At 61.5% G+C, this 24738-nt stretch carries 22 protein-coding genes; 15 read left to right on the top strand and 7 right to left on the bottom strand.

All coding sequences use genetic code 11. The features are described 5' to 3' along the window. Positions 1–24 precede the first annotated feature (24 nt). On the top strand, positions 25–2727 hold the full coding sequence (locus MKS85_RS09720; protein WP_047227559.1) for a [protein-PII] uridylyltransferase: 2703 nt from the start codon (positions 25–27) through the stop codon (positions 2725–2727). Positions 2728–2850: 123 nt separating this feature from the next. Beyond that, on the top strand, positions 2851–4050 hold the full coding sequence (gene dapC, locus MKS85_RS09725; RefSeq protein WP_047227558.1) for a succinyldiaminopimelate transaminase: 1200 nt from the start codon (positions 2851–2853) through the stop codon (positions 4048–4050). A 317-nt stretch (positions 4051–4367) separates the two neighbouring features. On the opposite strand, the gene MKS85_RS09730 is transcribed toward dapC, so the two are convergent. Then, positions 4368–4730: a DUF6124 family protein gene (locus tag MKS85_RS09730; protein WP_188251269.1), complete on the bottom strand. Its 363-nt coding sequence runs from the start codon at positions 4728–4730 to the stop codon at positions 4368–4370. 559 nt (positions 4731–5289) lie between these two features. Between MKS85_RS09730 and MKS85_RS09735 the strand changes: the two genes are divergently transcribed. Beyond that, positions 5290–5457 carry a type II toxin-antitoxin system PemK/MazF family toxin gene (locus MKS85_RS09735; RefSeq protein ID WP_262927074.1) on the top strand — a complete coding sequence of 56 codons (168 nt, stop codon included), beginning with the start codon at positions 5290–5292 and terminating at the stop codon, positions 5455–5457. 8 nt (positions 5458–5465) lie between these two features. Beyond that, on the top strand, positions 5466–5609 hold the full coding sequence (locus MKS85_RS09740; RefSeq protein ID WP_223194414.1) for a hypothetical protein: 144 nt from the start codon (positions 5466–5468) through the stop codon (positions 5607–5609). A 9-nt stretch (positions 5610–5618) separates the two neighbouring features. Here the strand turns inward: MKS85_RS09740 and MKS85_RS09745 are convergent, their stop codons facing one another. After that, positions 5619–7265, bottom strand: a complete 1647-nt coding sequence (locus MKS85_RS09745; RefSeq protein WP_188251270.1) for a Na+/H+ antiporter — start codon at positions 7263–7265, stop codon at positions 5619–5621. Positions 7266–7575: 310 nt separating this feature from the next. Here MKS85_RS09745 and MKS85_RS09750 point away from each other — a divergent pair, with 310 nt between their 5' ends. The 4 genes from MKS85_RS09750 (at position 7576) to MKS85_RS09765 (ending at position 10688) form a co-directional block, all read left to right on the top strand. Next, positions 7576–7938 carry an ArsC family reductase gene (locus tag MKS85_RS09750; RefSeq protein WP_076386191.1) on the top strand — a complete coding sequence of 121 codons (363 nt, stop codon included), beginning with the start codon at positions 7576–7578 and terminating at the stop codon, positions 7936–7938. Positions 7939–7970: 32 nt separating this feature from the next. Next, positions 7971–9005: a 2,3,4,5-tetrahydropyridine-2,6-dicarboxylate N-succinyltransferase gene (gene dapD / locus MKS85_RS09755; RefSeq protein WP_047227554.1), complete on the top strand. Its 1035-nt coding sequence runs from the start codon at positions 7971–7973 to the stop codon at positions 9003–9005. A gap of 76 nt (positions 9006–9081) precedes the next feature. Then, entirely contained in the window at positions 9082–10287 is a 1206-nt protein-coding gene (locus tag MKS85_RS09760; RefSeq protein ID WP_188251271.1) for an aminotransferase class V-fold PLP-dependent enzyme, read from the top strand. Beyond that, the gene (locus MKS85_RS09765; RefSeq protein WP_188251272.1) at positions 10284–10688 is read left to right on the top strand and encodes a SufE family protein; all 405 of its coding nucleotides are present in this window, start codon (positions 10284–10286) and stop codon (positions 10686–10688) included. Before MKS85_RS09760 ends, MKS85_RS09765 begins: the two co-directional genes overlap by 4 nt. A gap of 117 nt (positions 10689–10805) precedes the next feature. Here the strand turns inward: MKS85_RS09765 and tcdA are convergent, their stop codons facing one another. Then, positions 10806–11618 carry a tRNA cyclic N6-threonylcarbamoyladenosine(37) synthase TcdA gene (tcdA, locus tag MKS85_RS09770; protein ID WP_003198205.1) on the bottom strand — a complete coding sequence of 271 codons (813 nt, stop codon included), beginning with the start codon at positions 11616–11618 and terminating at the stop codon, positions 10806–10808. A 376-nt stretch (positions 11619–11994) separates the two neighbouring features. On the opposite strand from tcdA, the gene dapE reads away from it, so the two are divergent. The 3 genes from dapE (at position 11995) to MKS85_RS09785 (ending at position 14415) form a co-directional block, all read left to right on the top strand. Continuing rightward, positions 11995–13146, top strand: a complete 1152-nt coding sequence (gene dapE, locus MKS85_RS09775) for a succinyl-diaminopimelate desuccinylase (RefSeq protein ID WP_047227551.1) — start codon at positions 11995–11997, stop codon at positions 13144–13146. Beyond that, positions 13146–13955: a putative RNA methyltransferase gene (locus MKS85_RS09780; protein ID WP_188251273.1), complete on the top strand. Its 810-nt coding sequence runs from the start codon at positions 13146–13148 to the stop codon at positions 13953–13955. Before dapE ends, MKS85_RS09780 begins: the two co-directional genes overlap by 1 nt. A gap of 82 nt (positions 13956–14037) precedes the next feature. Then, positions 14038–14415 (top strand): hypothetical protein, encoded by a 378-nt coding sequence (locus tag MKS85_RS09785; protein WP_047227549.1) that lies wholly within the window; start codon positions 14038–14040, stop codon positions 14413–14415. A gap of 178 nt (positions 14416–14593) precedes the next feature. On the opposite strand, the gene MKS85_RS09790 is transcribed toward MKS85_RS09785, so the two are convergent. Then, a complete protein-coding gene (locus tag MKS85_RS09790) occupies positions 14594–14803 on the bottom strand; it encodes a cold-shock protein (protein WP_003184959.1) in 210 nt (69 codons plus the stop codon). 226 nt (positions 14804–15029) lie between these two features. Between MKS85_RS09790 and plsB the strand changes: the two genes are divergently transcribed. From plsB to MKS85_RS09805, 3 genes are read left to right on the top strand one after another with little or no spacing between them, the layout of a single operon-like run. Then, positions 15030–17531, top strand: coding sequence for a glycerol-3-phosphate 1-O-acyltransferase PlsB (gene plsB, locus MKS85_RS09795; RefSeq protein WP_047227548.1), 2502 nt, complete (start codon positions 15030–15032; stop codon positions 17529–17531). 51 nt (positions 17532–17582) lie between these two features. After that, positions 17583–17981 (top strand): YbaY family lipoprotein, encoded by a 399-nt coding sequence (locus tag MKS85_RS09800; protein WP_047227547.1) that lies wholly within the window; start codon positions 17583–17585, stop codon positions 17979–17981. A 32-nt stretch (positions 17982–18013) separates the two neighbouring features. Continuing rightward, positions 18014–18703: a DUF4197 domain-containing protein gene (locus tag MKS85_RS09805; RefSeq protein WP_076386199.1), complete on the top strand. Its 690-nt coding sequence runs from the start codon at positions 18014–18016 to the stop codon at positions 18701–18703. 136 nt (positions 18704–18839) lie between these two features. On the opposite strand, the gene MKS85_RS09810 is transcribed toward MKS85_RS09805, so the two are convergent. After that, complete coding sequence (locus MKS85_RS09810; protein WP_188251274.1) at positions 18840–21905, bottom strand: efflux RND transporter permease subunit; 3066 nt, start codon at positions 21903–21905, stop codon at positions 18840–18842. A gap of 6 nt (positions 21906–21911) precedes the next feature. Next, the gene (locus MKS85_RS09815; RefSeq protein WP_188251275.1) at positions 21912–23012 is read right to left on the bottom strand and encodes an efflux RND transporter periplasmic adaptor subunit; all 1101 of its coding nucleotides are present in this window, start codon (positions 23010–23012) and stop codon (positions 21912–21914) included. A 94-nt stretch (positions 23013–23106) separates the two neighbouring features. On the opposite strand from MKS85_RS09815, the gene MKS85_RS09820 reads away from it, so the two are divergent. Beyond that, positions 23107–23751, top strand: a complete 645-nt coding sequence (locus MKS85_RS09820) for a TetR/AcrR family transcriptional regulator (RefSeq protein WP_047227543.1) — start codon at positions 23107–23109, stop codon at positions 23749–23751. A 120-nt stretch (positions 23752–23871) separates the two neighbouring features. Here MKS85_RS09820 and MKS85_RS09825 read toward each other — a convergent pair whose 3' ends face one another. Next, positions 23872–24654 carry a class I SAM-dependent methyltransferase gene (locus MKS85_RS09825; protein WP_047227542.1) on the bottom strand — a complete coding sequence of 261 codons (783 nt, stop codon included), beginning with the start codon at positions 24652–24654 and terminating at the stop codon, positions 23872–23874. Between the last annotated feature and the right edge of the window lie 84 nt (positions 24655–24738).

The following is a 24738-nucleotide window of genomic DNA, read 5'->3' on the forward strand; positions in this document are numbered from 1 at the left end:
ATAGAAAGAAAGGAAAGCCATTCGATGCCGCAGGTGGATCCCGAACTCTTCGACCGCGGCCAGTTCCAGGCTGAACTGGCCCTGAAGGCAAGCCCCATATCGGCCTTCAAGAAGGCGATCCGCCAGGCTCATGAAGTGCTCGACCAGCGCTTTCGCAGTGGCCGGGATATTCGCCGGCTGATCGAAGACCGTGCCTGGTTCGTCGATAACATCCTGCAAAAGGCCTGGGAGCAGTTCAACTGGAGCGAAGATGCCGACATTGCCCTGGTGGCGGTGGGCGGCTATGGGCGCGGTGAGCTGCACCCTTACTCCGACATCGATCTGCTGATCCTGCTGGACAGCGCCGACCATGAAGTTTTCCGCGACTCCATCGAGCGTTTCCTGACACTGCTGTGGGACATCGGCCTGGAAGTCGGTCAGAGCGTGCGCTCGGTGCAGGAATGCGCCGACGAGGCCCGCGCCGACCTGACGGTGATCACCAACCTGATGGAAAGCCGCACCATCGCCGGTCCCGAGCGCCTTCGCCAGCGTATGCTCGAAGTCACCAGCACCGCGCACATGTGGCCCAGCAAGGACTTTTTCCTGGCCAAGCACGCCGAACAAAAGGCCCGCCACCACAAGTACAACGACACCGAATACAACCTGGAACCCAACGTCAAAGGCTCCCCTGGCGGATTGCGGGACATCCAGACCATCCTGTGGGTTGCCCGTCGCCAGTACGGCACCCTGAACCTGCGCGCCCTGGCTGGCGAAGGCTTCCTGGTGGAAAGCGAAAATGCCCTGCTGGCCTCGTCCCAGGAATTCCTGTGGAAAGTGCGCTACGCCTTGCACATGCTTGCCGGGCGCTCCGAAGACCGCTTGCTGTTCGATCACCAGCGCTCCATCGCGGGCTTGCTGGGCTTCGAGGGCCAGGATGCCAAGCAGTCCATCGAAAACTTCATGCAGCAGTACTACCGGGTGGTGATGAGCATCGCCCAGCTCAGCGAACTGATCATCCAGCACTTCGAAGAGGTCATCCTCGCCCCCGAAGACGAAGAACCGCCGCAGCCGATCAACTCACGCTTCCAGCTCCACGACGGTTACATCGAAGCGCGCAACGCCAATGTATTCCGCCGTACGCCGTTCGCCATGCTGGAGATTTTCGTGCTCATGGCCCAGCAGCCGGAAATCAAGGGGGTGCGCGCCGACACCATTCGCCTGCTGCGGGAAAACCGTCACCTGATCGATGACGACTTCCGCCACGATATCCGCAACACCAGCCTGTTCATCGAGCTGTTCAAGTGCAGGATCGGGGTGCATCGCAACCTGCGGCGGATGAACCGCTATGGCATTCTGGGGCGCTACCTGCCGGAGTTCGGTTTCATCGTCGGTCAAATGCAGCACGACCTGTTCCACATCTATACGGTCGATGCCCACACGCTGAACCTGATCAAGCACCTGCGGAAGTTGCAATACACCCAGGTATCGGAAAAATTCCCGCTGGCCAGCAAGCTCATGGGCAAGCTGCCCAAGCCCGAACTGATCTACATGGCGGGGCTTTACCACGATATCGGCAAGGGTCGCCAGGGCGACCACTCCGAGATCGGCGCGGTGGATGCCGAGGCGTTCTGCCAGCGCCATCAACTGCCGGTATGGGACAGCCGGCTGATCGTCTGGCTGGTGCAGAATCACCTGGTGATGTCGACCACCGCCCAGCGCAAGGACCTGTCCGACCCGCAAGTGATCCACGACTTCGCCCAGATCGTCGGTGATGAAACACGTCTGGATTACCTCTATGTGCTGACCGTGGCCGATATCAATGCCACCAACCCGAGCCTGTGGAATTCCTGGCGCGCCAGCCTGTTACGCCAGCTCTACACCGAGACCAAGCGGGCCTTGCGCCGCGGCCTGGAAAACCCGGTGGACCGCGAAGAGCAGATCCGTCGCACCCAGACTGCCGCCCTGGACATCCTGGTGCGCGGCGGCACCGATCCGGACGACGTCGAGCAGCTCTGGTCGCAGTTGGGCGATGACTATTTCCTGCGCCACACTGCCGGCGACGTCGCCTGGCACAGCGACGCGATTCTGCAGCAACCGGCCGATGGCGGGCCGTTGGTGCTGATCAAGGAAACCACCCAGCGCGAGTTCGAGGGCGGCACGCAGATTTTCATCTACGCCCCGGACCAGCACGACTTCTTCGCCGTGACTGTGGCGGCGATGGACCAGCTCAACCTCAACATTCACGACGCCCGGGTCATTACCTCCAGCAGCCAGTTCACCCTCGACACCTACATTGTGCTCGACACCGATGGCGATTCGATTGGCGACAACCCGACGCGGGTCAAACAGATCCGCGACGGTCTCACCGAGGCCCTGCGCAACCCGGCGGATTACCCGACCATCATCCAGCGCCGGGTCCCGCGCCAGCTCAAGCACTTCGCCTTCGCTCCCCAGGTAACGATCCACAACGACGCCCAGCGTCAGGTCACGGTGCTGGAGCTCAGCGCCCCGGACCGCCCTGGCCTGCTGGCGCGGGTCGGGCATATATTCCTGGAGTTCGACCTGTCGTTGCAGAACGCCAAGATCGCCACCTTGGGCGAACGGGTGGAAGACGTGTTCTTCATCACTGACGCGCATAACCAGCCGCTGTCCGATCCGCAGCTGTGCAGCCGCTTGCAGGACGCGATTGTCCGGCAGTTGAGCGTCAACCAGGAACCTGATGCTCACCTGACACGGATCAGCATCTGAACGAACAAATTTCCCCCTGTGGGAGCGAGCCTGCTCGCGATGACGGCAGAACATCCAGCACAGATGTTTCCTGACATACCGCTATCGCGAGCAGGCTCGCTCCCACATTAAAAGAGGCCCCCGATGAACAACGCTCTGAACCAGTTGCAGCCCTACCCGTTCGAAAAGCTCCGCGCCCTGCTGGGCAGCGTCACGCCCAACCCGGACAAACGCCCGATCGCGCTGTCCATCGGCGAGCCCAAGCACCGCTCGCCAAGCTTTGTGGCTGAAGCCCTGGCCAGCAATCTGGAAAAAATGGCCGTGTACCCGACCACCCTCGGCATCCCGGAATTGCGTGAAGCCATCACCGGCTGGTGCGAGCGCCGCTTCAACGTGCCGAACGGCTGGCTGGACCCGGCGCGCCACGTGCTGCCGGTCAATGGCACCCGTGAAGCGCTGTTTGCCTTCACCCAGACCGTGGTCAACCGTGGCGACGACGCCCTGGTGGTCAGCCCGAATCCGTTCTATCAGATCTATGAAGGCGCCGCGTTCCTGGCCGGGGCCAAGCCACACTACCTGCCGTGCCTGGACGAAAACGGCTTCAATCCGGATTTCGATGCGGTCTCGCCGGACATCTGGAAACGCTGCCAGATCCTGTTCCTGTGCTCCCCGGGCAACCCGACCGGTGCGCTGATCCCGGTGGATGTGCTGAAGAGGCTCATTGCCCTGGCCGACGAGCACGACTTCGTGATTGCCGCGGACGAGTGCTACAGCGAGTTGTACTTCGACGAACAGACCCCGCCACCAGGGCTGCTCAGCGCCTGCGTCGAGCTCGGCCGCCAGGATTTCAAGCGCTGCGTGGTGTTCCACAGCCTGTCCAAACGCTCCAACCTGCCAGGCCTGCGCTCCGGTTTCGTGGCCGGCGATGCGGACATCCTCAAGGGCTTCTTGCTGTATCGCACCTACCACGGCTGCGCGATGCCGGTTCAGACCCAACTGGCGAGCATCGCCGCATGGAACGACGAAGTGCACGTACGGGCCAACCGCGCGCTGTACCGGGAAAAGTTCGACGCGGTACTGGAAATCCTCAGCCCGGTACTGGACGTGCAACGCCCCGACGGTAGCTTCTACCTGTGGCCGAACGTAGCGGGCGATGATGCGGCGTTCTGCCGTGACCTGTTCGAACAGGAACACGTGACCGTGGTACCGGGCTCGTACCTGTCCCGCGAAGTGGATGGCGTCAACCCAGGCGCCGGACGCGTGCGCATGGCCCTGGTCGCGCCGCTGGCTGAATGTGTGGAAGCGGCGGAGCGGATTCGCGCGTTCATTCAGCGTCGGGGTTGATGGCTATATCCCGCTGAAGCGGACCGCTGTTGTGGCGAGGGAGCTTGCTCCCGCTGGGCTGCGCAGCGGCCCCAAAGCAGTCAACTCAATCTGCCTGACATACCGAGTTGTGCGGTTTCAGGGCCGCTTCGCGCCCCAGCGGGAGCAAGCTCCCTCGCCACAGGTTTAGTGCTCTGCCGGGATTTTTGTGTTTGCCTTTCGATTTATCGCGAGCAAGCTTTGCTCCCACAGTGGTTTGGTGTTGCTCATAAAGTTTGTGATCGATACCGGATCCTGTGGGAGCAAAGCTTGCTCGCGATTAGGCCGGCACTATTACATCAAGCCCGAAGCTCTACCCGGTCCAGGCACTTGTTCGCCAACAACATCCCCAACTCAATCATCTGGGCCACTCCCAATGCTACATGTCGTCGCGAGCCGTCCTGATCGAAGGCAAGGTCATTGAGCATTGCATTGGCCGAAGCCAGGGTTTCGCTGAGATTGGCCAGCAACACTTCGGTGTCGATACCGTCAGCCACGGTGAATAACTGCACTGAGGGCTTGGGTTCTGACTCGCTGTCGTCAGGTTTGAGATAGTGATCCAGCACACGATCAGCGGCTTCTTGCAGTTTTTCGGGTGCGTAATCGCCGTAGGGGAAAGTGGATGCGGGCTTTGGTGCGTTTTGAGTCTCTTTGTGGTCCATCAAAATTGCTCCCTAGAGCTGAAGTATGTAAAGCCCCGCGCTTGGATAGCGCAGAAGCCCGTGCTCCTAGAGGTTTTGTTCGGATTCTCACGTCCGGTCGCTGAATTGGCAGCGACACCCAGAGGCTAGAGCCCTCGCTTCCGACGGACAACCTTAAAAACTTGTCGGAAACTTCGGCGCGTCTGACAGACCACGGTCTGTCTGCTCAGACAAGAAAAGACATAAAACGTACCGCGAACGCCAAGCCGTTGATTTCGCTTACTTTGTACACCGAAAGATCTCATTCAACCCTGTTACGAGGGTTCAAGCTGGCTTGAATTCGCTATCCCCTGTAGCCATAATCCTCCCCGTCACCAGCGAAAGCTGGCAGGAGTCTGGGTCCCTCTCGAGGTTGACCCAGCGGCGCAGAAAGGGCGAAGCAAGCTCAACTGCGTGTCGATTGAAGCCGCCTTCGGGCGGCTTTGCTTTTTTATGAGGATAAGGAATGCCTCTTTATTACCATCCCAAGCAAGGCGATGTTCTTCTTTGCGACTTCACGCGGGGCTTTGTTGCGCCTGAAATGCTGAAGATCCGCAAGGTGGTGGTGATCTCTCCTACTGCCACACACAGTCGCAAGCTCTGCACTGTGGTGCCGATTTCCTCCACAACTCACAAACTCAGCAGGACTGGCACCACCTGCTCCGCACCAACCCCCTCCAGTCCGATGGCTACAAAGAGCTGTGGGTGAAGTGCGACATGATTTATACCGTGAGTTTTGAACGTCTGGACAAGCTGCATAAAAAGACTCGATCCAAGGGCCGAGAGTACTTCGTTCCTCGCCTGGGCTCTGAAGACATGCAAGGCGTGATCGCCGGTGTGAAGGCCTACCTTCCGCTCTAACCCCAACCGTTATTTACCCAACCCCAAATTCGCCTCCGCCAGATCCAACTCCCCCAGCACCTCTCGCAGCACATCATCCCCAATCTGGTGATGACGGCTGAGGCGATACAACTCCAGCCGCTGCGCCCGATAGGCCTTCAAGCGCAGCCGGCGTTCCAGCAGGTCCATTTCGAACGCCAGCGCCTGGGCTTCGGCGGAGTCGTTGAACACCTCCAACTGGTGGCGATATTCAGACATCAACCGCGCCTTGACCTCGGTCGCCAGCGCCGCTTGGGTCGCGTCGGGCGCGCTGGCAGCCTCGCTCGTTTCGTCCACTTCCAATGCATGGATCGCCGCTTCAGCAGTTTTGCGCCAGGCATCGCGCACTTCGTTGCGGCGCTTGTCATCGGGGCTTTTCTCGATACCTCGCAGCAGCAATGGCAGCGCGATGCAGGCGGCGATCAATGACAGCAGAATGACCCCGGCGGCAATGAAGATCAGCAAGTCTCGCTCGGGAAACACCTCGCCCGCCGCCAACAGCATCGGCACCGACAGCACGCCCGCCAGTGTCACCGCTCCGCGCACCCCGCCGAAGGTCAGCAACCAGCAGGAGCGCGCAGTCGGCACGAGGGTCAGCTCGCCCTTGCCACGCCAGCGGCGCAATAGCCCGGACAGGCGCCAGGTGCTTTGCACCCAGACAAACCGCAGCACCAGCAACACCAGGAAAATCGCCACCACGTCCAGGCAGCGGTAGAACAGCGTCGGCCACAATGTGGTTTCGTGGCTGGTCACCGCCTTGGCGATGTCCGGCAATTGCAGGCCCAGCAGTAGGAAGATCAAGCCGTTGAAGGCGAACTCCAGCAGTGACCAGACGCTGCGGTTGAGCAACCGTGTGCCGGTCTGGCGCGGCAGCAGGTCGAGCCAGCTCTGCATCATGCCGGCCGCCACTGCCGAGAGAATCCCCGAAGCGCCCAAACGTTCAGCCAGCACATAGGCCGCGAATGGCAACAGCAACATGAACACTACGTGGGTGGCCGGGTCGTCCCAGCCGCGCCCGATCATCCAGGCCCGCATACGGCCCACCAGCCAACTCAAGGCCACGCCGACCAGCAGTCCGCCGATCGCCACCAGCATGAAGGTCAGGCTCGCGTTGGCCAGGGAAAACACCCCGGTGATGGCCGCCGCCAGGGCGAACTTGAAGGTGACCAGGCCCGAGGCGTCGTTCATCAGCGCTTCGCCCTGGAGCATGTGCATCAGGGGGGCGGGCAAGCGGTCGCGAGCAATCGCCGACACCGCCACCGCGTCGGTCGGCGACAGGACCGCCGCCAGGGCAAACGCCACCGGCAGCGGGATGCTCGGCAGCAGCCAGTGAATGAAATAACCGGCGCCCACCACCGTAAACAGCACCAGCCCCACCGCCAGCGTCAGGATCGGCCCGCGCAGGCGCCAGAATTCGCGCTTGGGCATACGCCAGCCGTCGGAGAACAGCAGCGGTGGCAGGAATAAAAACAGGAACAACTCCGGATTGAGCGTTACATGCAAACCCAGGGATGGCCAGGCCAGCAACGCCCCTGCGCCGATCTGCACCAAGGGCAACGGCAGCGGAATCAACCGTCCGATCAGCCGCGAAACACCCACCAGCGTCAACAGGATCAGCACGGTATAAGCGCTTTGCATAACGAGTTTCCATTCACAGCAACACACATCCGGCAACAGCTTGCCGTTGAAGTGCCATATTAACCGCCTAGCATTAACTTGGCCGTTACACCTATGTCGCAGCCCACCTCCTGTGGGAGCGAGCCTGCTCCGGGCGGCGATCCGACGATAGCGGTGTATCGGTCGATACCAATGCAGGCTGGTCGGACGCCATCGCGAGCAGGCTCGCTCCCACAGGTTTGGGTGCATGCCGATCTGGCGTCGCGAAACCGTCCGGTCATGGCATAATCCTTGACCTTTTATTTCCAGCACCTGCAAAGGGGGCAATTCCTTGACCGATTCAAGTAAAACGTTGCACCTTTTCGGCATCAAAGCGTGTGACACGATGAAAAAGGCGCGCACCTGGCTCGATGAACACGCTGTGCACTACGACTTTCACGATTACAAGACCGCCGGCATCGACCGTGAGCACCTGACCCAATGGTGCAACGAGCATGGCTGGCAAGTGGTGTTGAACCGTGCCGGTACGACCTTTCGCAAACTCGACGACGAACGCAAAGCCGATCTCGACCAGACGAAAGCCATCGAACTGATGCTCGGCCAACCCTCGATGATCAAGCGCCCGGTGCTTGATCTCGGTGACCGAACCCTGATTGGCTTCAAGCCAGATATTTATGCGGCAGAGATCAAGTAAGCCTGCCCAGTCCATTTTGTAGAGGTAATTTCATGTCCAATACTCTGTTCAGCCTGGCCTTCGGTGTCGGCACGCAAAACCGTCAAGGTAGCTGGCTGGAAGTGTTCTACGCCCAACCGTTGCTCAACCCTTCGGCCGAGATCGTCAAGGCCATCGCGCCGATTCTGGGCTATAGCGAAGGCAACCAGGCCATCACCTTCACCACCGCACAGGCTTCGCAACTGGCTGACGCGCTCAAGGGCGTCGATGCCGCGCAAGCCGCGCTGCTGACCCGTCTGGCCGAGAGCCACAAGCCGCTGGTCGCCACTCTGCTGGCTGAAGACGCTCCACTGAGCTCCACGCCCGAGGCCTACCTCAAGCTGCATCTGTTGTCGCACCGTCTGGTCAAGCCTCACGGCCTGAACCTGACCGGTATTTTCCCGCTGCTGCCGAACGTGGCCTGGACCAGCCAGGGCGCAATCGACCTGGGCGAATTGGCCGAGCACCAGCTCGAAGCCCGTCTGCGCGGCGAGCTGCTGGAAGTGTTCTCGGTGGACAAGTTCCCGAAAATGACTGACTACGTGGTCCCGGCTGGCGTGCGTATCGCCGATGCCGCGCGGATCCGCCTGGGCGCCTACGTAGGCGAAGGCACCACAGTGATGCACGAAGGTTTCGTCAACTTCAACGCCGGCACCGAAGGCCCGGGCATGATCGAAGGCCGTGTATCGGCTGGCGTATTCGTTGGCAAGGGGTCTGACCTGGGCGGCGGTTGCTCGACCATGGGCACCCTGTCGGGCGGCGGCAACATCGTGATCAAGGTCGGTGAAGGCTGCCTGATCGGTGCCAACGCCGGCATCGGCATTCCGCTGGGCGACCGCAACACCGTGGAGTCGGGCCTGTACGTGACCGCCGGCACCAAGGTGGCGCTGCTGGACGAGAACAACCAACTGGTCAAGGTGGTCAAGGCCCGCGAGCTGGCCGGCCAGCCCGATCTGCTGTTCCGCCGCAACTCCGAGACCGGCGCGGTGGAATGCAAAACCCATAAATCGGCCATCGAGCTGAACGAAGCACTGCACGCCCACAACTAAGCCGCTTCACACCATCACCTGTGGGAGCAACTTTGCTCCCACAGGGTCCGGCGTAACTCCAGCAGGGCCCGAAAGCATGTTGATTCCCTCTCCCTGGCGCGCCGACTTCCCGGCCATCGCCGCCTTGCAACGGCAAGGCCAGACTTACCTGGACAACGCCGCCACCACGCAAAAACCCCAAGCCCTGCTGGACGCCCTGGCGCATTACTACGCCAATGGCGCGGCCAACGTGCACCGCGCACAGCATCTGCCGGGCGCCCATGCGACCCAAGCATTCGAAGACAGCCGACTCAAAGTGTCGCAATGGCTCAATGCCGGGGATTGCGGGCAAATCGTCTTCACCCATGGCGCCACTTCGGCGCTGAATCTTCTGGCCTATGGGTTGGAACATCTTTTCAATCCGGGCGATGAAATCGTCATCAGCGCCCTGGAACACCACGCCAACCTGCTGCCGTGGCAACAACTGGCCGAGCGTCGTGCGTTGACGCTGGTGGTGTTGCCGCTGGGTGCCGACGGGGTGATCGATATCAGCGCCGCCGCCGAACTGATCGGCCCACGTACGCGCCTGCTGGCGGTGAGCCAGCTGTCCAACGTGCTGGGCACCTGGCAGCCCTTGCCAGCGCTATTGGCCCTGGCCAAGGTCCAAGGCGCGCTGACGGTGATCGATGGCGCCCAGGGTGTGGTTCATGGCCGTCACGATGTGGAGGCACTGGGCTGCGACTTTTATGTATTTTCCAGCCACAAGCTCTATGGCCCCGAAGGACTGGGCGTGTTGTTCGGCCGCACCGAAGCGCTTCATCAACTGCGTCATTGGCAGTTCGGCGGCGAGATGGTGCAACAGGCCGACTACCACAGCGCCACGTTCCGTCCGGCGCCACTGGGCTTCGAAGCCGGCACGCCGCCGATTGCCAGTGTGATCGGCCTGGGCGCGACCCTCGACTACCTGTCCGGCCTCGACCCGCAGGCAGTCAGCGACCATGAAACTGCATTGCATGACTACCTGCTCCACGGGCTGCTGGCGCGCAATGGCGTCCGCCTGGTGGGCAATCCGAGCCTGGCCCTGGTCAGCTTCGTGGTCGAAGGCGTGCACAACGCCGACCTGGCCCACTTGCTGACCGAACAAGGCATCGCTGTACGCGCCGGGCATCACTGCGCCATGCCGCTGTTCAAACATCTGAAGCTGTCGGGGGCGATTCGCGTGTCGCTGGCGCTGTACAACGACTCCGCCGATATCGAACGCTTCTTCGAAGCCCTGGACCAGGCCTTGGAGCTGCTCCGATGAGCCTGCCGTTCGAGGCCGCCGAGGCGCTGCAGATTTTCCAGGACGCATCGAGCTGGGAGCAACGCGCCCGGCTGCTGATGCAATGGGGCGAGCGCCTGCCGCCCTTGAGCGATGCGGATAAGTGCGACGCCAATCTCGTCCATGGTTGTGAAAGTCAGGTGTGGTTGGTGGGACGGCTGCAGGACGGACATTGGCAGTTTGCCGCCAGCAGCGATGCGCGGTTGATTCGTGGGCTGGTGGCGTTGCTGCTGGCGCGGGTCAACGGCTTGTCGGCTGACGAGTTGCAACAGGTGGATTTGCCGGATTGGTTCAATCAGTTGGGATTGTCGCGGCAGTTGTCGCCGTCGCGCAGCAATGGTTTGAATGCGGTGTTGAAGCGGATGCTTGAGTTGACTGAATGATCGCCATCGCGAGCAGGCTCGCTCCCACAGGGGATCCGTGTCGTACACAAAACTTGTGTTCCATGAGATCCAATGTGGGAGCGAGCCTGCTCGCGATGAGGCCATCAGCCCCAGTGCTCAAACCTGAGGCTTAACCCGGTCCGCCGGCCGCCGCACACCCGCCACAATCTTATCCACAGCCTTGGTCGCCGCGACCATGCCGAACGTCGCCGTGACCATCATCACCGCACCAAACCCGCCAGCACAGTCGAGCTTGACGCCATCGCCGACAAAGCTCTTCTGCAAGCAAATGCTGCCGTCCGGTTTCGGGTAGCGCAGTTGCTCGGTGGAGAACACGCAGGGCACGCTGTAATGGCGGGTCACGGTACGGGAAAAACCGTAATCGCGGCGCAAGGTAGAACGCACTTTCGAGGCCAGGGGATCGTTGAACGTGCGGTTCAAGTCGCACACCTGGATCAGCGTCGGGTCGATCTGCCCGCCCGCGCCGCCGGTGGTGATGATCTGGATCTTGCGGCGTTTGCACCAGGCGATCAGCGCCGCCTTGGCGTTGACGCTGTCGATGCAGTCGATCACGCAGTCAATGTTCGGCGTGATGTATTCGGCCATGGTGTCGCGGGTGACGAAATCCGCCACGGCATGCACCGTGCAGTCGGGGTTGATGCCGCGCAGGCGCTCGGCCATCACCTCGACCTTGGGTTTGCCGACGGTGCTGTCCAGGGCGTGCAGTTGGCGGTTGGCATTGCTGACGCAGACATCATCCAGGTCGAACAGCGAAATCTCGCCCACGCCGCACCGGGCGATGGCTTCCGCCGCCCAGGAACCAACACCGCCCACCCCGACAATCGCCACATGGGCCGCCCGCAGGCGCTCCAGGCCTTCGATGCCATACAAACGGGCGATACCGGCAAACCGTGGATCTTCTGTACTCATGACCATTACCCCAAAAACCGGCGCGCATTATAGGGCTTTGTCGTAGCAATTTAAGCAAAACCTCTGTGGGAGCGAGCCTGCTCGCGATGGCATCGGTCCAGTCAATATCAATGTCGACTGATCCACCGCATCGCGAGCAAGCTCGCTCCCACAGGTTTCGTGGTCCAACTGACCAGCACCAGGGGCCCACCGGGGTCGTTTTGCTATAAGATAACCGCCATTTTGTAAGCCTCGACCGAATACAATCCAACGGTCGAACTCAGGACCTGTGGGAGCGGGCTTGCTCGCGAAGGCGTCATCACTGACGCTAAAAGCTTCGCGAGCAAGCCGGCTCCCACATGGACTGTGATCTCCTTTCCAGCTTTCGGAGTTTTCCATGACGGCCCACGCCGACCTCTCGCCGACCCTGCAACTCGCCTGCGACCTGATCCGCCGTCCGTCCGTGACGCCGGTGGATGCCGATTGCCAGAAACTGATGATGCAGCGCCTGGGCAGCGCGGGCTTTACGCTCGAACCGATGCGCATCGAGGATGTGGATAACTTCTGGGCCAGCCATGGCAAGCATGACGGCCCGGTGCTGTGTTTCGCCGGGCACACCGACGTGGTGCCGACCGGTCCGGTGCAAGCCTGGCAGCTCGACCCGTTCGATGCGGTCATCGATGAACACGGCATGCTCTGTGGCCGTGGCGCGGCGGACATGAAAGGCAGCCTGGCGGCGATGGTGGTGGCAGCGGAACGGTTTGTCGCCGACTACCCGGACCACAAAGGCTCGATCACCTTTCTGATCACCAGCGACGAAGAAGGCCCGGCCCACCACGGCACCAAGGCCGTGGTCGAGCGCCTCAAGGCCCGCCAGGAACGCCTGGACTGGTGCATCGTCGGCGAGCCGTCGAGCACCACCCTGGTGGGTGACGTGGTCAAGAACGGCCGCCGCGGCTCCCTCGGCGCAAAACTAACGGTGCGCGGCAAGCAAGGCCACGTGGCCTATCCGCACCTGGCGAAGAACCCCATCCACCTGGCCGCGCCGGCCCTGGCAGAGTTGGCCGCCGAGCATTGGGACCACGGCAACGACTTCTTCCCGCCCACCAGTTTCCAGATTTCCAACCTCAACGCCGGCACTGGCGCGACCAACGTGATCCCTGGCGATCTGGTGGCGGTGTTCAACTTCCGCTTCTCTACCGAGTCCACCGTCGAAGGCTTGCAAAAACGCGTCGCCGATATCCTCGACAAGCATCAACTGGACTGGCACATCGATTGGGCGTTGTCGGGCCTGCCATTCCTCACCGAACCAGGCGCTTTGCTGGATGCCGTGTCTTCGAGCATCAAGGATGTCACCGGTCGCGAGACAAAAGCCTCCACCAGCGGTGGCACCTCCGATGGTCGCTTCATCGCCACCATGGGCACCCAAGTGGTGGAACTGGGGCCGGTCAACGCGACCATCCACCAGGTCAACGAGCGCGTGCTGGCGGCCGACCTCGACGTGCTGACCGAGATCTACTACAAGACGCTGATCAAGTTGCTCGCCTGATGCTCGCCTGCCCGATCTGCAGTGAACCGCTGAACGCGGTGGACAACGGCGTGGTGTGCCCGGCCGGCCATCGCTTTGACCGCGCGCGGCAGGGTTACCTGAACCTGCTGCCGGTGCAGCACAAGAACAGCCGCGATCCCGGCGACAACCAGGCGATGGTCGAAGCCCGCCGCGACTTCCTCAACGCCGGGCATTACGCCCCTGTCGCCCGGCGCCTGGCCGAACTGGCCGCCGAGCGCGCGCCCGGTCGCTGGCTGGACATCGGCTGTGGCGAGGGTTACTACACCGCGCAGATCGCGAAAGCCTTGCCGGATGCCGATGGCTACGCCCTGGACATCTCCCGCGAGGCGGTCAAACGCGCCTGCAAACGCGATCCACGGCTGACCTGGTTGATCGCCAGCATGGCCCGCGTACCGCTGGCGGACGGCTGCTGCCAGTTTCTGGCCAGCGTGTTCAGCCCGCTGGACTGGCAGGAGGCCAAACGCCTGCTCAGCCCCGGTGGCGGCCTGATGAAGGTCGGCCCGACCAGCGGCCACCTGATGGAATTGCGCGAGCGACTGTACGACGAAGTGCGCCAGTACACGGATGACAAACACCTGGCCCTGGTGCCGTCGGGCATGGTGCTCGATCACAGCGAAACCCTCGAGTTCAAGCTCACACTCATAAGTGGCCAGGACCGCGCCAACCTGTTGGCGATGACGCCCCACGGCTGGCGCGCCAGTGCCGAACGCCGCGCCAGCGTGATCGAGCAGGCCGAGCCGTTCGAGGTCACCGTGTCGATGCGCTACGATTATTTCGTTCTTCAATAACTTTTAATTCCCGGCCTCGGGCAACCGCCAGAGGCCAGTTAAATCCGCGAATGGATTTTTCAAGACCGCAGTGAGGACATCCATGCGCCAACCCGATATCGAGATTTACCTCAAAGACGCCGACGTCGATCACAAGGCCATTGCCGCGTGGCTCGGCCAGGCCCTGGGCCCGTGCAGCGACTGGGTCCAGAAAGGCCAGACTTACAAGTGCAAGGCCGGCGATATCCCGGTGACCTGGCTACCCAAGGCTGTGGGTAAATGGAACAGCCTGTACCTGGAAAGCGACCAGACCCCGTGGGAAGACGACATCGCCTGCGCCCGTGCAGCCTTTGCCGCGCTGAACGTCGAAGTGCGCTGCGCACCTGGGTCGTGGGTGGAGGAAGAAGGTGAGGAATCGGCCGATCGCTGGATTCGCATCAGCGCCGATGGGGAAGAAGAGATTACCTGGAAGACGGCGTGACTATCTGAGGGCCACCCTCGCGATGCCCGCCGCAGATACAAAGGTAAAAGCACAACCCATGTGGGAGCGAGCCTGCTCGCGATAGCGGTGTGACAGTCAATGATGCATTGCCTGATACACCGCTATCGCGAGCAGGCTCGCTCCCACAAAGGGGTTTTGTGTCGCCAGTGAATGCGGGTTACAACCCCACCACATCCTCAGCCTGCAAGCCCTTCTGCCCTTCCACCACCGCGTACTCGACCTGCTGGCCTTCAGTCAGAGAACGATGGCCTTCGCCACGGATCGCGCGGTAATGCACGAATACATCCGCCCCGCCTTCACGCTGGATGAAGCCGTAGCCTTTGGCGTCGTTGAACCACTTCACATTGCCGGTTTCGCGTGCTGCCATGATTGCTCACTCCCATTTTTATTTTTAAGTCGGCCTTTCGATAGAAAGCCGTACGATCTTCGCCGCCGTCCGGCCGTCCACGAGGAAGGCAGAGGCAGTCAGCTGCCCGAGTATATGACAGACGTAAAAACTCTCAACTGACTTTACTTCGGCGCTTTTTTGCCGATTTTCGACGAATCCGGCACACTAGCCGCCGCTTTATCTTATCCACTCATGCAGAAGCCGTATGACCCGTTCCCCGTTCCGCCGTCTTGTGTTTGGCACCCTGCGCCGACTGTTGTACCTCTGGGTTCGCTCCGAGACGATCAATCAGTCGTCCTTCACCCTCAACCTCGACCGCAGTCGTCCGGTGTTCTACGTCCTGCAAAACCCTTCGCTCACCGACCTGGCGGTGCTCGACACCGAGTGCACCAAGGCTGGCCTGCCCCGCCCGGTACTGCCGGTGTCCGTGGGCAACCTGTTGGAACCGGCGGCGTTTTTCTACCTGACCCCGGAGCCGGACTGGCTCGGCCGGCAGGACAAACGTGGCGCGCCGCCGACCCTGACGCGACTGGTCAATGCCCTGACCCACAACGCCGCCGAAGACGCACAGATCATCCCGGTCAGCGTGTTTTGGGGGCAGTCGCCCGACAGCGAATCCAGCCCGTGGAAACTGTTGTTCGCCGACAGCTGGGCCGTCACTGGCCGGCTGCGGCGCTTGCTGAGCATCATGATCCTGGGGCGCAAGACCCGCGTGCAGTTTTCCGCGCCGATCCATTTGCGCGAACTGATCGAGCACGACAAGGGCCACGAACGCACCGTGCGCATGGCCCAGCGGATCCTGCGGATACATTTTCGCAACTTGAAAGCGGCGGTCATTGGCCCGGACATTTCCCACCGACGCAATCTGGTCAAGGGGCTGCTGAACCAGCCGCTGGTCAAACAGGCGATTGCCGACGAGGCCGAGCGGGAAAAAATCACCCCGGAAAAAGCCAAGGCCCAAGCGCTGCGTTACGGCAACGAAATCGCCTCGGACTACACCTACACCGCGATCCGTTTCCTGGAAGTGGTGCTGAGCTGGTTCTGGAACAAGATCTACGACGGCATCAAGGTCAACCACATCGAAGGCGTGCAGAAGGTCGCCCAGGGCCACGAAGTCATCTACGTACCGTGCCACCGCAGCCATATCGACTACCTGCTGCTGTCGTACCTGCTGTTTCGCAACGGCCTGACCCCGCCGCACATCGCCGCCGGCATCAACCTCAACATGCCGGTGATCGGCGGTCTGCTGCGTCGGGGCGGGGCGTTTTTCATGCGTCGCACCTTCAAGGGCAACCCGCTCTATACCGCGGTGTTCAACGAATACCTGCACACACTGTTCACCAAAGGCTTTCCGGTGGAGTATTTCGTCGAGGGCGGTCGCTCGCGCACCGGACGCATGCTGCAACCCAAGACCGGCATGCTCGCCATCACCTTGCGCAGCTTCCTGCGCTCATCGCGCATGCCCATCGTGTTCGTGCCGGTCTACATCGGCTATGAGCGCGTCCTGGAAGGCCGCACCTACCTGGGTGAACTGCGTGGGGCGAGCAAGAAGAAAGAATCGATCTTCGACATTTTCAAGGTCATCGGCGCCCTCAAGCAGCGCTTCGGCCAAGTAGCGGTGAACTTCGGTGAGCCGATCAAACTGGCGGAGTTTCTCGACGGCGAACAGCCGGGTTGGCGCCAACAGGAGCTGGGCCCGCAATTCAAACCGGCCTGGCTCAACGCAACCACCCACCGCCTCGGCGAGCGGGTGGCCCGGCACCTGAACGAAGCGGCGGCCATCAACCCGGTCAACCTGGTCGCCCTGGCGCTGCTGTCCACCAGCCGCCTGGCCCTGGACGACCGTGCCATGGCCCGGGTGCTGGACCTGTACCTGGCGTTGTTGCGCAAAGTGCCGTACTCGCCTCACACCACCTTGCCCGAGGGCGATGGTCGAGCGCTGATCGAGCACGTCAAAGGCATGCACCTGCTGTCGGAACAGAGCGATGCCCTGGGCAAGATTCTGTATCTGGACGAGCAGAATGCCGTCCTGATGACCTACTACCGCAACAACGTGCTGCACATCTTTGCCCTGCCGGCGTTGCTGGCGAGTTTCTTCCAAAGCACTTCGCGCATGAGCCGCGAACAGATCCTGCGCTACACCCGCGCCTTGTACCCCTATCTGCAATCGGAATTGTTCATTCGCTGGTCACTGGAAGAACTGGACGCCGTGGTCGACCAATGGCTCGAAGCGTTCGTCGAACAAGGGCTGCTGCGTTTCGAAAAAGACCTGTATCTGCGCCCGGCCCCGAGCTCACGGCATTTCGTGCTGCTGACCCTGTTGTCCAAGAGCATCGCGCAGACCTTGCAGCGCTTCTACATGACCGTCTCCCTGCTGCTCAACAGCGGCCAGAACAGCATCAGCGCCGAAGAACTGGAAGACCTCTGTACGGTCATGGCCCAGCGCCTGTCGATCCTGCACGGCTTGAACGCACCGGAGTTCTTCGACAAGAGCCTGTTCCGGCATTTCATCCAGACAATGCTGGACCTGGACGTACTGCGCCGGGACGAAGCGGGCAAGCTAAGCTATCACGAGCTGCTGGGTGAACTGGCCGAAGGTGCGGCCAAGCGGGTCCTGCCGGCGGAGATCCGTTTGTCGATCCGTCAGGTGGCGTTGCATCGCAGTGAAGATGCGGCAGATCAGGTCATCCCGGTGGTTGCGGACTGACCCCACAGGCGCCAGGTTCTCTCTGGCGCCCTCAATATGGAAATGCCCCCAATGAAAAAGCTTCTTCTCGTCGCCGTTGCCACGTTACTCAGTGCCTGCTCCAGCGCACCGCTGGCGAGCAAAAACAGTCTCGACGGTGAAGTGTTCTACCTGCAGCGCATCGCCCTGCCGCCCACCGCTGTCTTAAGCGTGAGCCTGCAGGATGTGTCCCTGGCCGACGCCCCCGCGGTGGTGCTCGATGAACAGAGCGGTCCGGTCAAGGGCCAGGTCCCGCTGCCGTTTCACCTCAGCTATGATCCGGCCCAGGTCAAACCCGGCCATCGCTATGCTGTGAGCGCGCGCATTGAAGTGGACGGCCAGTTGATGTTCATCACCACCGAACAACACACCGTGCAGCTCGATGGCAAAGATCCACAGCCGCTGAAGATCCGCGTCAACGCCGCCCGCTGATTTCTCTTTCTAATTTTTCCAAGGAAGCTGCCATGCTCCGCTCTACGCTCCGTTTCACCAGCCTGTGCGCCGGCCTGTTGTTCTGCGCCAACACCATGGCCCTGTCCCTGGCCGACCTCTCGCAGAAGGACGCCACCGGCGGCCTCAAGGACGCACTGACCCAGGGCGCCCAAGTAGCCGTCAAGCAGTTGGGCACACCCGGTGGCTTCAGCAACAATCCCGAGGTAAAGATCGAACTGCCGGGCAAGCTCGGTAAAGTCGCCAGCAAGATGAAAGCCTTTGGCATGGGCGATCAGGTCGAACAACTGGAAGCCAGCATGAACCAGGCCGCTGAAGCCGCTGTGGTCCAGGCCCAGCCGATCCTGGTCAATGCCGTGAAGAACATGAGTGTGAGCGATGCCAAGGGGATCCTGAGCGGCGGCAACGATTCCGCCACGCAGTACCTGAACAAGAGCAGCCGCGAGCAGATCCGCGCCAAGTTCCTGCCCATCGTCAAGCAAGCCACCGACAAGGTTGGTCTGGCGCAGAAATACAACACGTTCGCAGGCCAAGCGGCGACCTTCGGCGTGCTGGACGCCAAAAGCGCCAACATCGAAAACTACGTGACCGAACAAGCGCTAGACGGTTTGTTCGAGATGATCGGTAAACAGGAAGCCACCATCCGCCAGAACCCTGCGGCGGCGGCGAGCAGTTTGGCCAAGAAGGTGTTTGGTACGCTCTGAGATTCAGCGCAAAACAACTGTGGGAGCGAGCCTGCTCGCGATAGCGGTATCAGCCATAACATCTGTGTTGACTGATATTCCGCCATCGCGAGCAGGCTCGCTCCCACATTCGATCTTCAGTGCTATCAGGATCGTGTCAGGTCTTCTTGACCCTGAACCACGCCGCATACAACGCCGGCAGGAACAACAGCGTCAACGCCGTCGCCACGATCAGCCCGCCCATGATCGCCACCGCCATCGGGCCAAAGAACAGGCTGCGTGACAGCGGAATCATCGCCAGCACCGCCGCCAGCGCGGTGAGCACAATCGGGCGGAACCGTCGCACAGTGGCTTCGATGATCGCCTGCCATGGGGCGAGCCCCGCCTTGATGTCCTGTTCGATCTGGTCCACCAGAATCACCGAGTTGCGCATGATCATCCCCGACAAGGCGATGGTGCCCAGCATGGCGACGAAACCGAACGGCTGGCGGAACACCAGCAGGAACAGCGTGACACCGATCAGGCCCAGGGGCGCGGTGAGAAACACCATGGCCGTGCGGGAAAAACTGCGCAGTTGCAGCATCAGCAAGGTCAGCACCACGACGATGAACAGCGGCACGCCGGCGTTCACCGATTGCTGGCCACGGGCGGCATCCTCTACCGTACCGCCCACTTCCAGCAGATAACCGTCCGGCAGCTCGGCACGAATCGGGGCCAGGGTCGGGAAGATCTGCTGCACCAGGGTCGCCGGTTGTTCCTTGCCATAGATATCAGCCCGCACGGTCACACTTGGCAGGCGATTGCGGTGCCAGATAACGCCTTCTTCGAAGCCGTATTCCAGCGTCGCGATCTGCGACAGCGCAACGCTTGTGCCATTGTCGGTCGGCACCGCCAGGCTCGGCAGCAGGGACAATTCGGTGCGCTCATGCACCGTGCCGCGCAGCAGAATCTCGATCAGTTCGTTGTCTTCCCGGTATTGGCTGACGCTGGAGCCGGTGAGGGAACTGCGCAAAAAGCTCGACAGGTTAGCCGTACTCACGCCCAACGCTCGGGCGCGGTCCTGATCGACGTTCAGGTACACCACCTTGCTCGGCTCTTCCCAATCCAGATGCACGTTGGCCACGTAGGGATTTTCACGAACCTTGGTCGCCACTTTCCGCGCCAGGGCCCGGACTTGTTCGATGTGCTCACCGGTCACGCGAAACTGCACCGGATAACCCACTGGCGGGCCATTTTCCAGGCGCGTGACCCGCGAGCGCAGGGCCGGGAACTGCTCGTTCAACGTGGTGATCAACCAGCTGCGCAGGGGCTCGCGGTCTTCGATGGTCTTGGCCAGCACCACGAACTGGGCGAAGCTGGGTGCCGGCAGTTGTTGATCCAGCGGCAGGTAGAAACGCGGTGAACCGGTGCCGACATAAGCCACGTAGTTGTCGATGCCCGCGTGGTCCTTGAGCAGCGCTTCAAGGCGCTTGACCTGCTCGGCGGTGTTGCTCAGGGACGCGCCTTCGGCCAGCTTCAGGTCGACCATCAGCTCAAGTCGCCCCGAGGCCGGGAAGAACTGTTGTGGCACGAAACGGAACAGCGCCACCGAGCCCACAAATAACAGCACGGTCAGCACGATGACGGTTTTGCGCCGCCGCACGCACCACTCCACCAAGCGCCGGACACGCTGGTAGAACGGCGTGCCGTAGGGGTCGAACTGGCCATCAGCGGTGCCGTGTTTGGCGGCATGAATTTTCGCCAGGTCCGGCAGCAGTTTATCCCCCAGGTACGGCACGAACACCACCGCGGCCACCCAGGAGGCCAGCAGCGCCAGGGTGACGACCTGGAAAATCGAACGGGTGTACTCGCCGGTGCCTGACTGCGCCGTGGCGATCGGCAGGAAACCCGCAGCGGTGATCAGCGTACCGGTGAGCATCGGGAACGCGGTGCTGGTCCAGGCATAGCTGGCGGCCTTGATCCGGTCGAAGCCCTGCTCCATTTTGATCGCCATCATCTCGACCGCGATGATCGCGTCATCCACCAGCAGACCCAACGCCAACACCAGCGCGCCAAGGGAAATCTTGTGCAGGCCAATGCCCAGGTAATACATCGCGGCGAAGGTCATCGCCAGCACCAGCGGAATCGCCAGGGCGACCACCATCCCGGTTCGCAGCCCGAGGGAGAAGAAGCTCACCAGCAACACGATCGTCAGGGCCTCCACCAGCACCTGGACGAACTCGCCAACACCGGTTTTCACCGCCGCCGGCTGGTCCGAGACCTTACGTAATTGCATGCCGGCCGGCAGGTTGTTCTGGATACGGGCAAACTCCGCCTCCAGGGCCTTGCCCAGAATCAGAATGTCGCCGCCGTCCTTCATCGCCACGGCCAGACCAATGGCATCTTCGGCCATGAAGCGCATGCGCGGGGCTGGCGGATCGTTGAAACCGCGATGAACATCGGCGACATCGCCGATACGGAACGTGCGATCAGCGACACGAATGGGAAAGTCGCGGATCTCTTCCACTGTCTGAAAATTTCCCGATACCCGTAGCTGGACCCGCTCGCTGCCGGTTTCGAAAAAGCCTGCGGTCGATATTGCGTTCTGCTCTTCCAACGCCTGCTGGACTGCCGCCAGCGGCACGCCGAGGGTCGCCAGCTTAACGTTCGACAGTTCGATCCAGATTTTCTCGTCCTGCAAACCCAGCAGTTCGACCTTGCCCACATCCTTGACCCGTTGCAGTTGGATCTGGATGCGATCGGCGTAATCCTTGAGCACGCCGTAGTCAAAACCATCGCCAGTCAGCGCATAGATATTGCCGAAGGTGGTGCCGAACTCATCGTTGAAAAACGGCCCCTGGATGCCCGGTGGCAAGGTGTGACGGATGTCACTGACCTTCTTGCGGATCTGGTACCACAACTCGGGAATCTGCGCCGAATGCAGGGAATCGCGGGCCATGAACGTCACCTGGGATTCGCCCGGGCGGGAGAACGAGACGATTCTTTCGTAATCGCCGGTTTCCATCAGTTTCTTTTCGATGCGTTCGGTGACCTGGCGAGAAACCTCCTCGGCCGTAGCCCCCGGCCAGTTGGTGCGAATGACCATGGCCTTGAAGGTAAACGGCGGGTCTTCGCTCTGGCCGAGCTTGGTGTAGGAAAGCGCGCCGACGATTGCCAGCAGCAACATCAGGAACAGGACGATCTGGCGGTTACGCAGCGCCCATTCGGAAAGATTGAAGCCCATCGGGGATTACTCCTTGGCCGCCAGATTGACCACGCGGTTGGAGCGATCCACCGGCCGCACCTGCTGGCCGTCGAGGAGCACGTGCACACCGGCTGCGACGACCCAGTCATTGGGGCTCAGCCCTTCAAGCACCGGAACGGTTTTTTCGCCAAACGGGCCGACGCGCACCGGGACTTTTTTCAGGGTGTTATTGCCGTTGACTACCCACACGTAAGTGGCGCCGTTCTCGGCGGTGAGTGCCGACAGCGGCACCGACAGCGACACCTGGTCGCCGGTCTGGATAAACACTCGGGCACTCTGGCCCAACTCAGCCGGAACACTGCCGGCGGTGAAGGCAACGCGAGCGGCGAAGGTGCGGGATCTGGGATCGGCGGCTGGCGACAGTTCGCGGATGCGCCCGCTGAAACGCTGATCGGGCTGGCTCCATAACTCCACCGAGACCGGCTGGCCAATCTTGAACCGGCCAAAGCCCTGCTCCGGCAGGCTGATCAGCACTTCACGCTCGCCGTCAGTGGCGAGGGTGAAGACCGTTTGACCGGCCGACACCACCTGCCCGACCTCCACTGAACGCCGGGCAACCACGCCATCCTGAGGCGCACGCAGCACCGAGTAACTGGCCTGGTTGCTGGCGACATCGAATTCAGCCTTGATCTGCTTGAGCCGCGCGGCACCGGAGCGGTAGAGGTTTTCTGCGCTGTCGTACTGGGAGCGGCTGACCATCTGCCGCTCCATCAAGGTTTTGTAGCGATCACGTTCAGCGCGCACCAGGTTCAGGTTGGCTTCGGCGGCGGCGACCTGGGCACGGGTGGCTTCCAGCTGCAGGCGCACGTCCTGGGGATCGAGCTCGGCCAGGGGCTGGTTGGCCTTGACTCGCTGGCCCTCCTCGACCAGTCGTCGGCTTACTTTGCCGCCGATGCGAAAGGCCAGGTCTGGCTCGAATCGCGCCCTGACTTCCCCCGGATAACTTTCCATCGCCTGGCCCGAAGGCTCTGGCTGCACCACCATGGCGGGGCGCACGGCAAGGGACACGGGTTCGTCCTGACCACACGCAGACAATAAAAAAACCAGGCTCACTGGCAGGGCGAGGGGCAAGGCATAGCGGAACATGGCGAGTGACCTTTCGCTAATGGTGCTTGGAATAATTATACTGACGAGTATGTTATTAATAGCAAACTCACCAGTCCAGTATTAAAAGCGAATAATGTCGAACAATCTTTCACCTCCCAACGGCCCAGGCCGTCCGAAGGATCTGGCCAAGCGCCAGGCCATTCTCGACGCGGCAAAAAAACTCTTCGTCAGCCTGGGGTATGCCAACACCAGCATGGACGCGGTCGCCACCGAGGCCGGTGTGTCGAAGCTGACGGTCTACAGCCACTTCAACGACAAGGAAACGCTGTTTTCCGCTGCCGTTGTGGCCAAGTGTGAAGAGCAAGTGCCGCCGCTTTTCTTCGAATGGCCTGACGGCGTGCCGATCGAACATGTGTTGCTGAACATTGCCCGTGGTTTTCACCAACTGATCAACAGCGACGAATCGGTGAACCTGCATCGGTTGATCATGGCCTTGGGCAGTCAGGACCCGCAGCTGTCGACGATCTTCTTCGAAGCAGGCCCGCAACGGATGCTCTCAGGCATGGAAAGGCTGCTGAACAAGGTCAACCAGAGCGGCGCCCTGAGCATCGACAAACCGCGCAATGCGGCGGAGCACTTCTTCTGCCTGATCAAGGGCGCGGCGAATTTCCGCTTGCTGTATGGCTGCGGCGCACCGTTGGAAGCCGCAGCGGCCGAGGCTCATGTCGAGGAAGTGGTGGGGTTGTTTATGCGCGCTTATCGGCCGCAGATCATCTGATAGATTCTCGCCGGCTGGGCGGGCCTCATCGCGAGCAGGCTCGCTCCCACAGGGTAAGGTGTAGTTAACACAACACACATCTGTGGGAGCGAGCCTGCTCGCGATGGAGGCGACGCGGTCTCAGGCCTTGAGCGCCTTCTTGGGATAGATGTCGTAGCGGCTGGATTTACCCTCGAGCCCGTGGCTGGGTTTTGGCCCTTCGATGCACGGTGCCTTGCGCGGGCGCTTGACCACGACGCGGTGAGTCGCCAGGGCCAGGGCCGCGGCCAACAACGCCGGAGCGTCCAGGTCGTCGCCCACCAGCGGCCGGAACAGGCGCATTTCCTTCTTCACCAGGGCCGTTTTCTCACGATGAGGGAACATCGGGTCCAGGTAGATCACCTGGGGCGGCTCGCCTTGCCAGTTGCGCATCACCTCGATGGAATTGCCCTTGAGCAACCGCATGCGGGCGACGATCGGCGCCACGTCGAAGTCCTCCGCGCCTCGGGCCAGGCCATCCTCAAGCAATGCGCCGATCAGCGGCTGGCGCTCGATCAGGCTCATTTCACAGCCCAGGCTGGCCAGCACAAACGCATCCTTGCCCAACCCGGCCGTGGCATCCAGCACACGCGGACGTACGCCCTGGGCCACACCGACGGCTTTGGCGATCATCTGGCCGCTACCGCCGCCGTACAAGCGGCGATGGGCCGCGCCGCCTTCGACGAAGTCCACCCGCACCGGTCCCGGCGCATCCGGCCCCAGTTGCTGCAATTGCAACCCCTGCTCACCGACCTGCAAGGCAAACTCGCCATCGTCCACCTGCAACGGCAGGTCAAGGCGCTGTGCCCAGTGCTCGGCCTGCGGCTGGAAGGCCGGGGCCAGGGCCTCAACATGGATGCGGCAGGCCGCGGGTTGATCACTCATGGAAGTTGTTCATTCTTGGAAACATGCTCAAAAAATTAAGGATCGGCAAAAACGGCCGATAACAACGGTGAACGGTATTTTGCC

This window comes from Pseudomonas sp. JL2, from assembly GCF_031570495.1.
Taxonomy (GTDB): domain Bacteria; phylum Pseudomonadota; class Gammaproteobacteria; order Pseudomonadales; family Pseudomonadaceae; genus Aquipseudomonas; species Aquipseudomonas rhizophila.

Bases quoted from the DNA above. Each gene is read 5' to 3' on its own strand.
- MKS85_RS09720 (WP_047227559.1), top strand. From the start codon at position 25: ATGCCGCAGGTGGATCCCGAACTCTTCGACCGCGGCCAGTTCCAGGCT.
- dapC (WP_047227558.1), top strand. From the start codon at position 2,851: ATGAACAACGCTCTGAACCAGTTGCAGCCCTACCCGTTCGAAAAGCTC.
- MKS85_RS09730 (WP_188251269.1), bottom strand. From the start codon at position 4,730: ATGGACCACAAAGAGACTCAAAACGCACCAAAGCCCGCATCCACTTTC.
- MKS85_RS09735 (WP_262927074.1), top strand. From the start codon at position 5,290: ATGCTGAAGATCCGCAAGGTGGTGGTGATCTCTCCTACTGCCACACAC.
- MKS85_RS09740 (WP_223194414.1), top strand. From the start codon at position 5,466: ATGATTTATACCGTGAGTTTTGAACGTCTGGACAAGCTGCATAAAAAG.
- MKS85_RS09745 (WP_188251270.1), bottom strand. From the start codon at position 7,265: ATGCAAAGCGCTTATACCGTGCTGATCCTGTTGACGCTGGTGGGTGTT.
- dapD (WP_047227554.1), top strand. From the start codon at position 7,971: ATGTCCAATACTCTGTTCAGCCTGGCCTTCGGTGTCGGCACGCAAAAC.
- MKS85_RS09760 (WP_188251271.1), top strand. From the start codon at position 9,082: ATGTTGATTCCCTCTCCCTGGCGCGCCGACTTCCCGGCCATCGCCGCC.
- MKS85_RS09765 (WP_188251272.1), top strand. From the start codon at position 10,284: ATGAGCCTGCCGTTCGAGGCCGCCGAGGCGCTGCAGATTTTCCAGGAC.
- tcdA (WP_003198205.1), bottom strand. From the start codon at position 11,618: ATGAGTACAGAAGATCCACGGTTTGCCGGTATCGCCCGTTTGTATGGC.
- dapE (WP_047227551.1), top strand. From the start codon at position 11,995: ATGACGGCCCACGCCGACCTCTCGCCGACCCTGCAACTCGCCTGCGAC.
- MKS85_RS09780 (WP_188251273.1), top strand. From the start codon at position 13,146: ATGCTCGCCTGCCCGATCTGCAGTGAACCGCTGAACGCGGTGGACAAC.
- MKS85_RS09785 (WP_047227549.1), top strand. From the start codon at position 14,038: ATGCGCCAACCCGATATCGAGATTTACCTCAAAGACGCCGACGTCGAT.
- MKS85_RS09790 (WP_003184959.1), bottom strand. From the start codon at position 14,803: ATGGCAGCACGCGAAACCGGCAATGTGAAGTGGTTCAACGACGCCAAA.
- plsB (WP_047227548.1), top strand. From the start codon at position 15,030: ATGACCCGTTCCCCGTTCCGCCGTCTTGTGTTTGGCACCCTGCGCCGA.
- MKS85_RS09800 (WP_047227547.1), top strand. From the start codon at position 17,583: ATGAAAAAGCTTCTTCTCGTCGCCGTTGCCACGTTACTCAGTGCCTGC.
- MKS85_RS09805 (WP_076386199.1), top strand. From the start codon at position 18,014: ATGCTCCGCTCTACGCTCCGTTTCACCAGCCTGTGCGCCGGCCTGTTG.
- MKS85_RS09810 (WP_188251274.1), bottom strand. From the start codon at position 21,905: ATGGGCTTCAATCTTTCCGAATGGGCGCTGCGTAACCGCCAGATCGTC.
- MKS85_RS09815 (WP_188251275.1), bottom strand. From the start codon at position 23,012: ATGTTCCGCTATGCCTTGCCCCTCGCCCTGCCAGTGAGCCTGGTTTTT.
- MKS85_RS09820 (WP_047227543.1), top strand. From the start codon at position 23,107: ATGTCGAACAATCTTTCACCTCCCAACGGCCCAGGCCGTCCGAAGGAT.
- MKS85_RS09825 (WP_047227542.1), bottom strand. From the start codon at position 24,654: ATGAGTGATCAACCCGCGGCCTGCCGCATCCATGTTGAGGCCCTGGCC.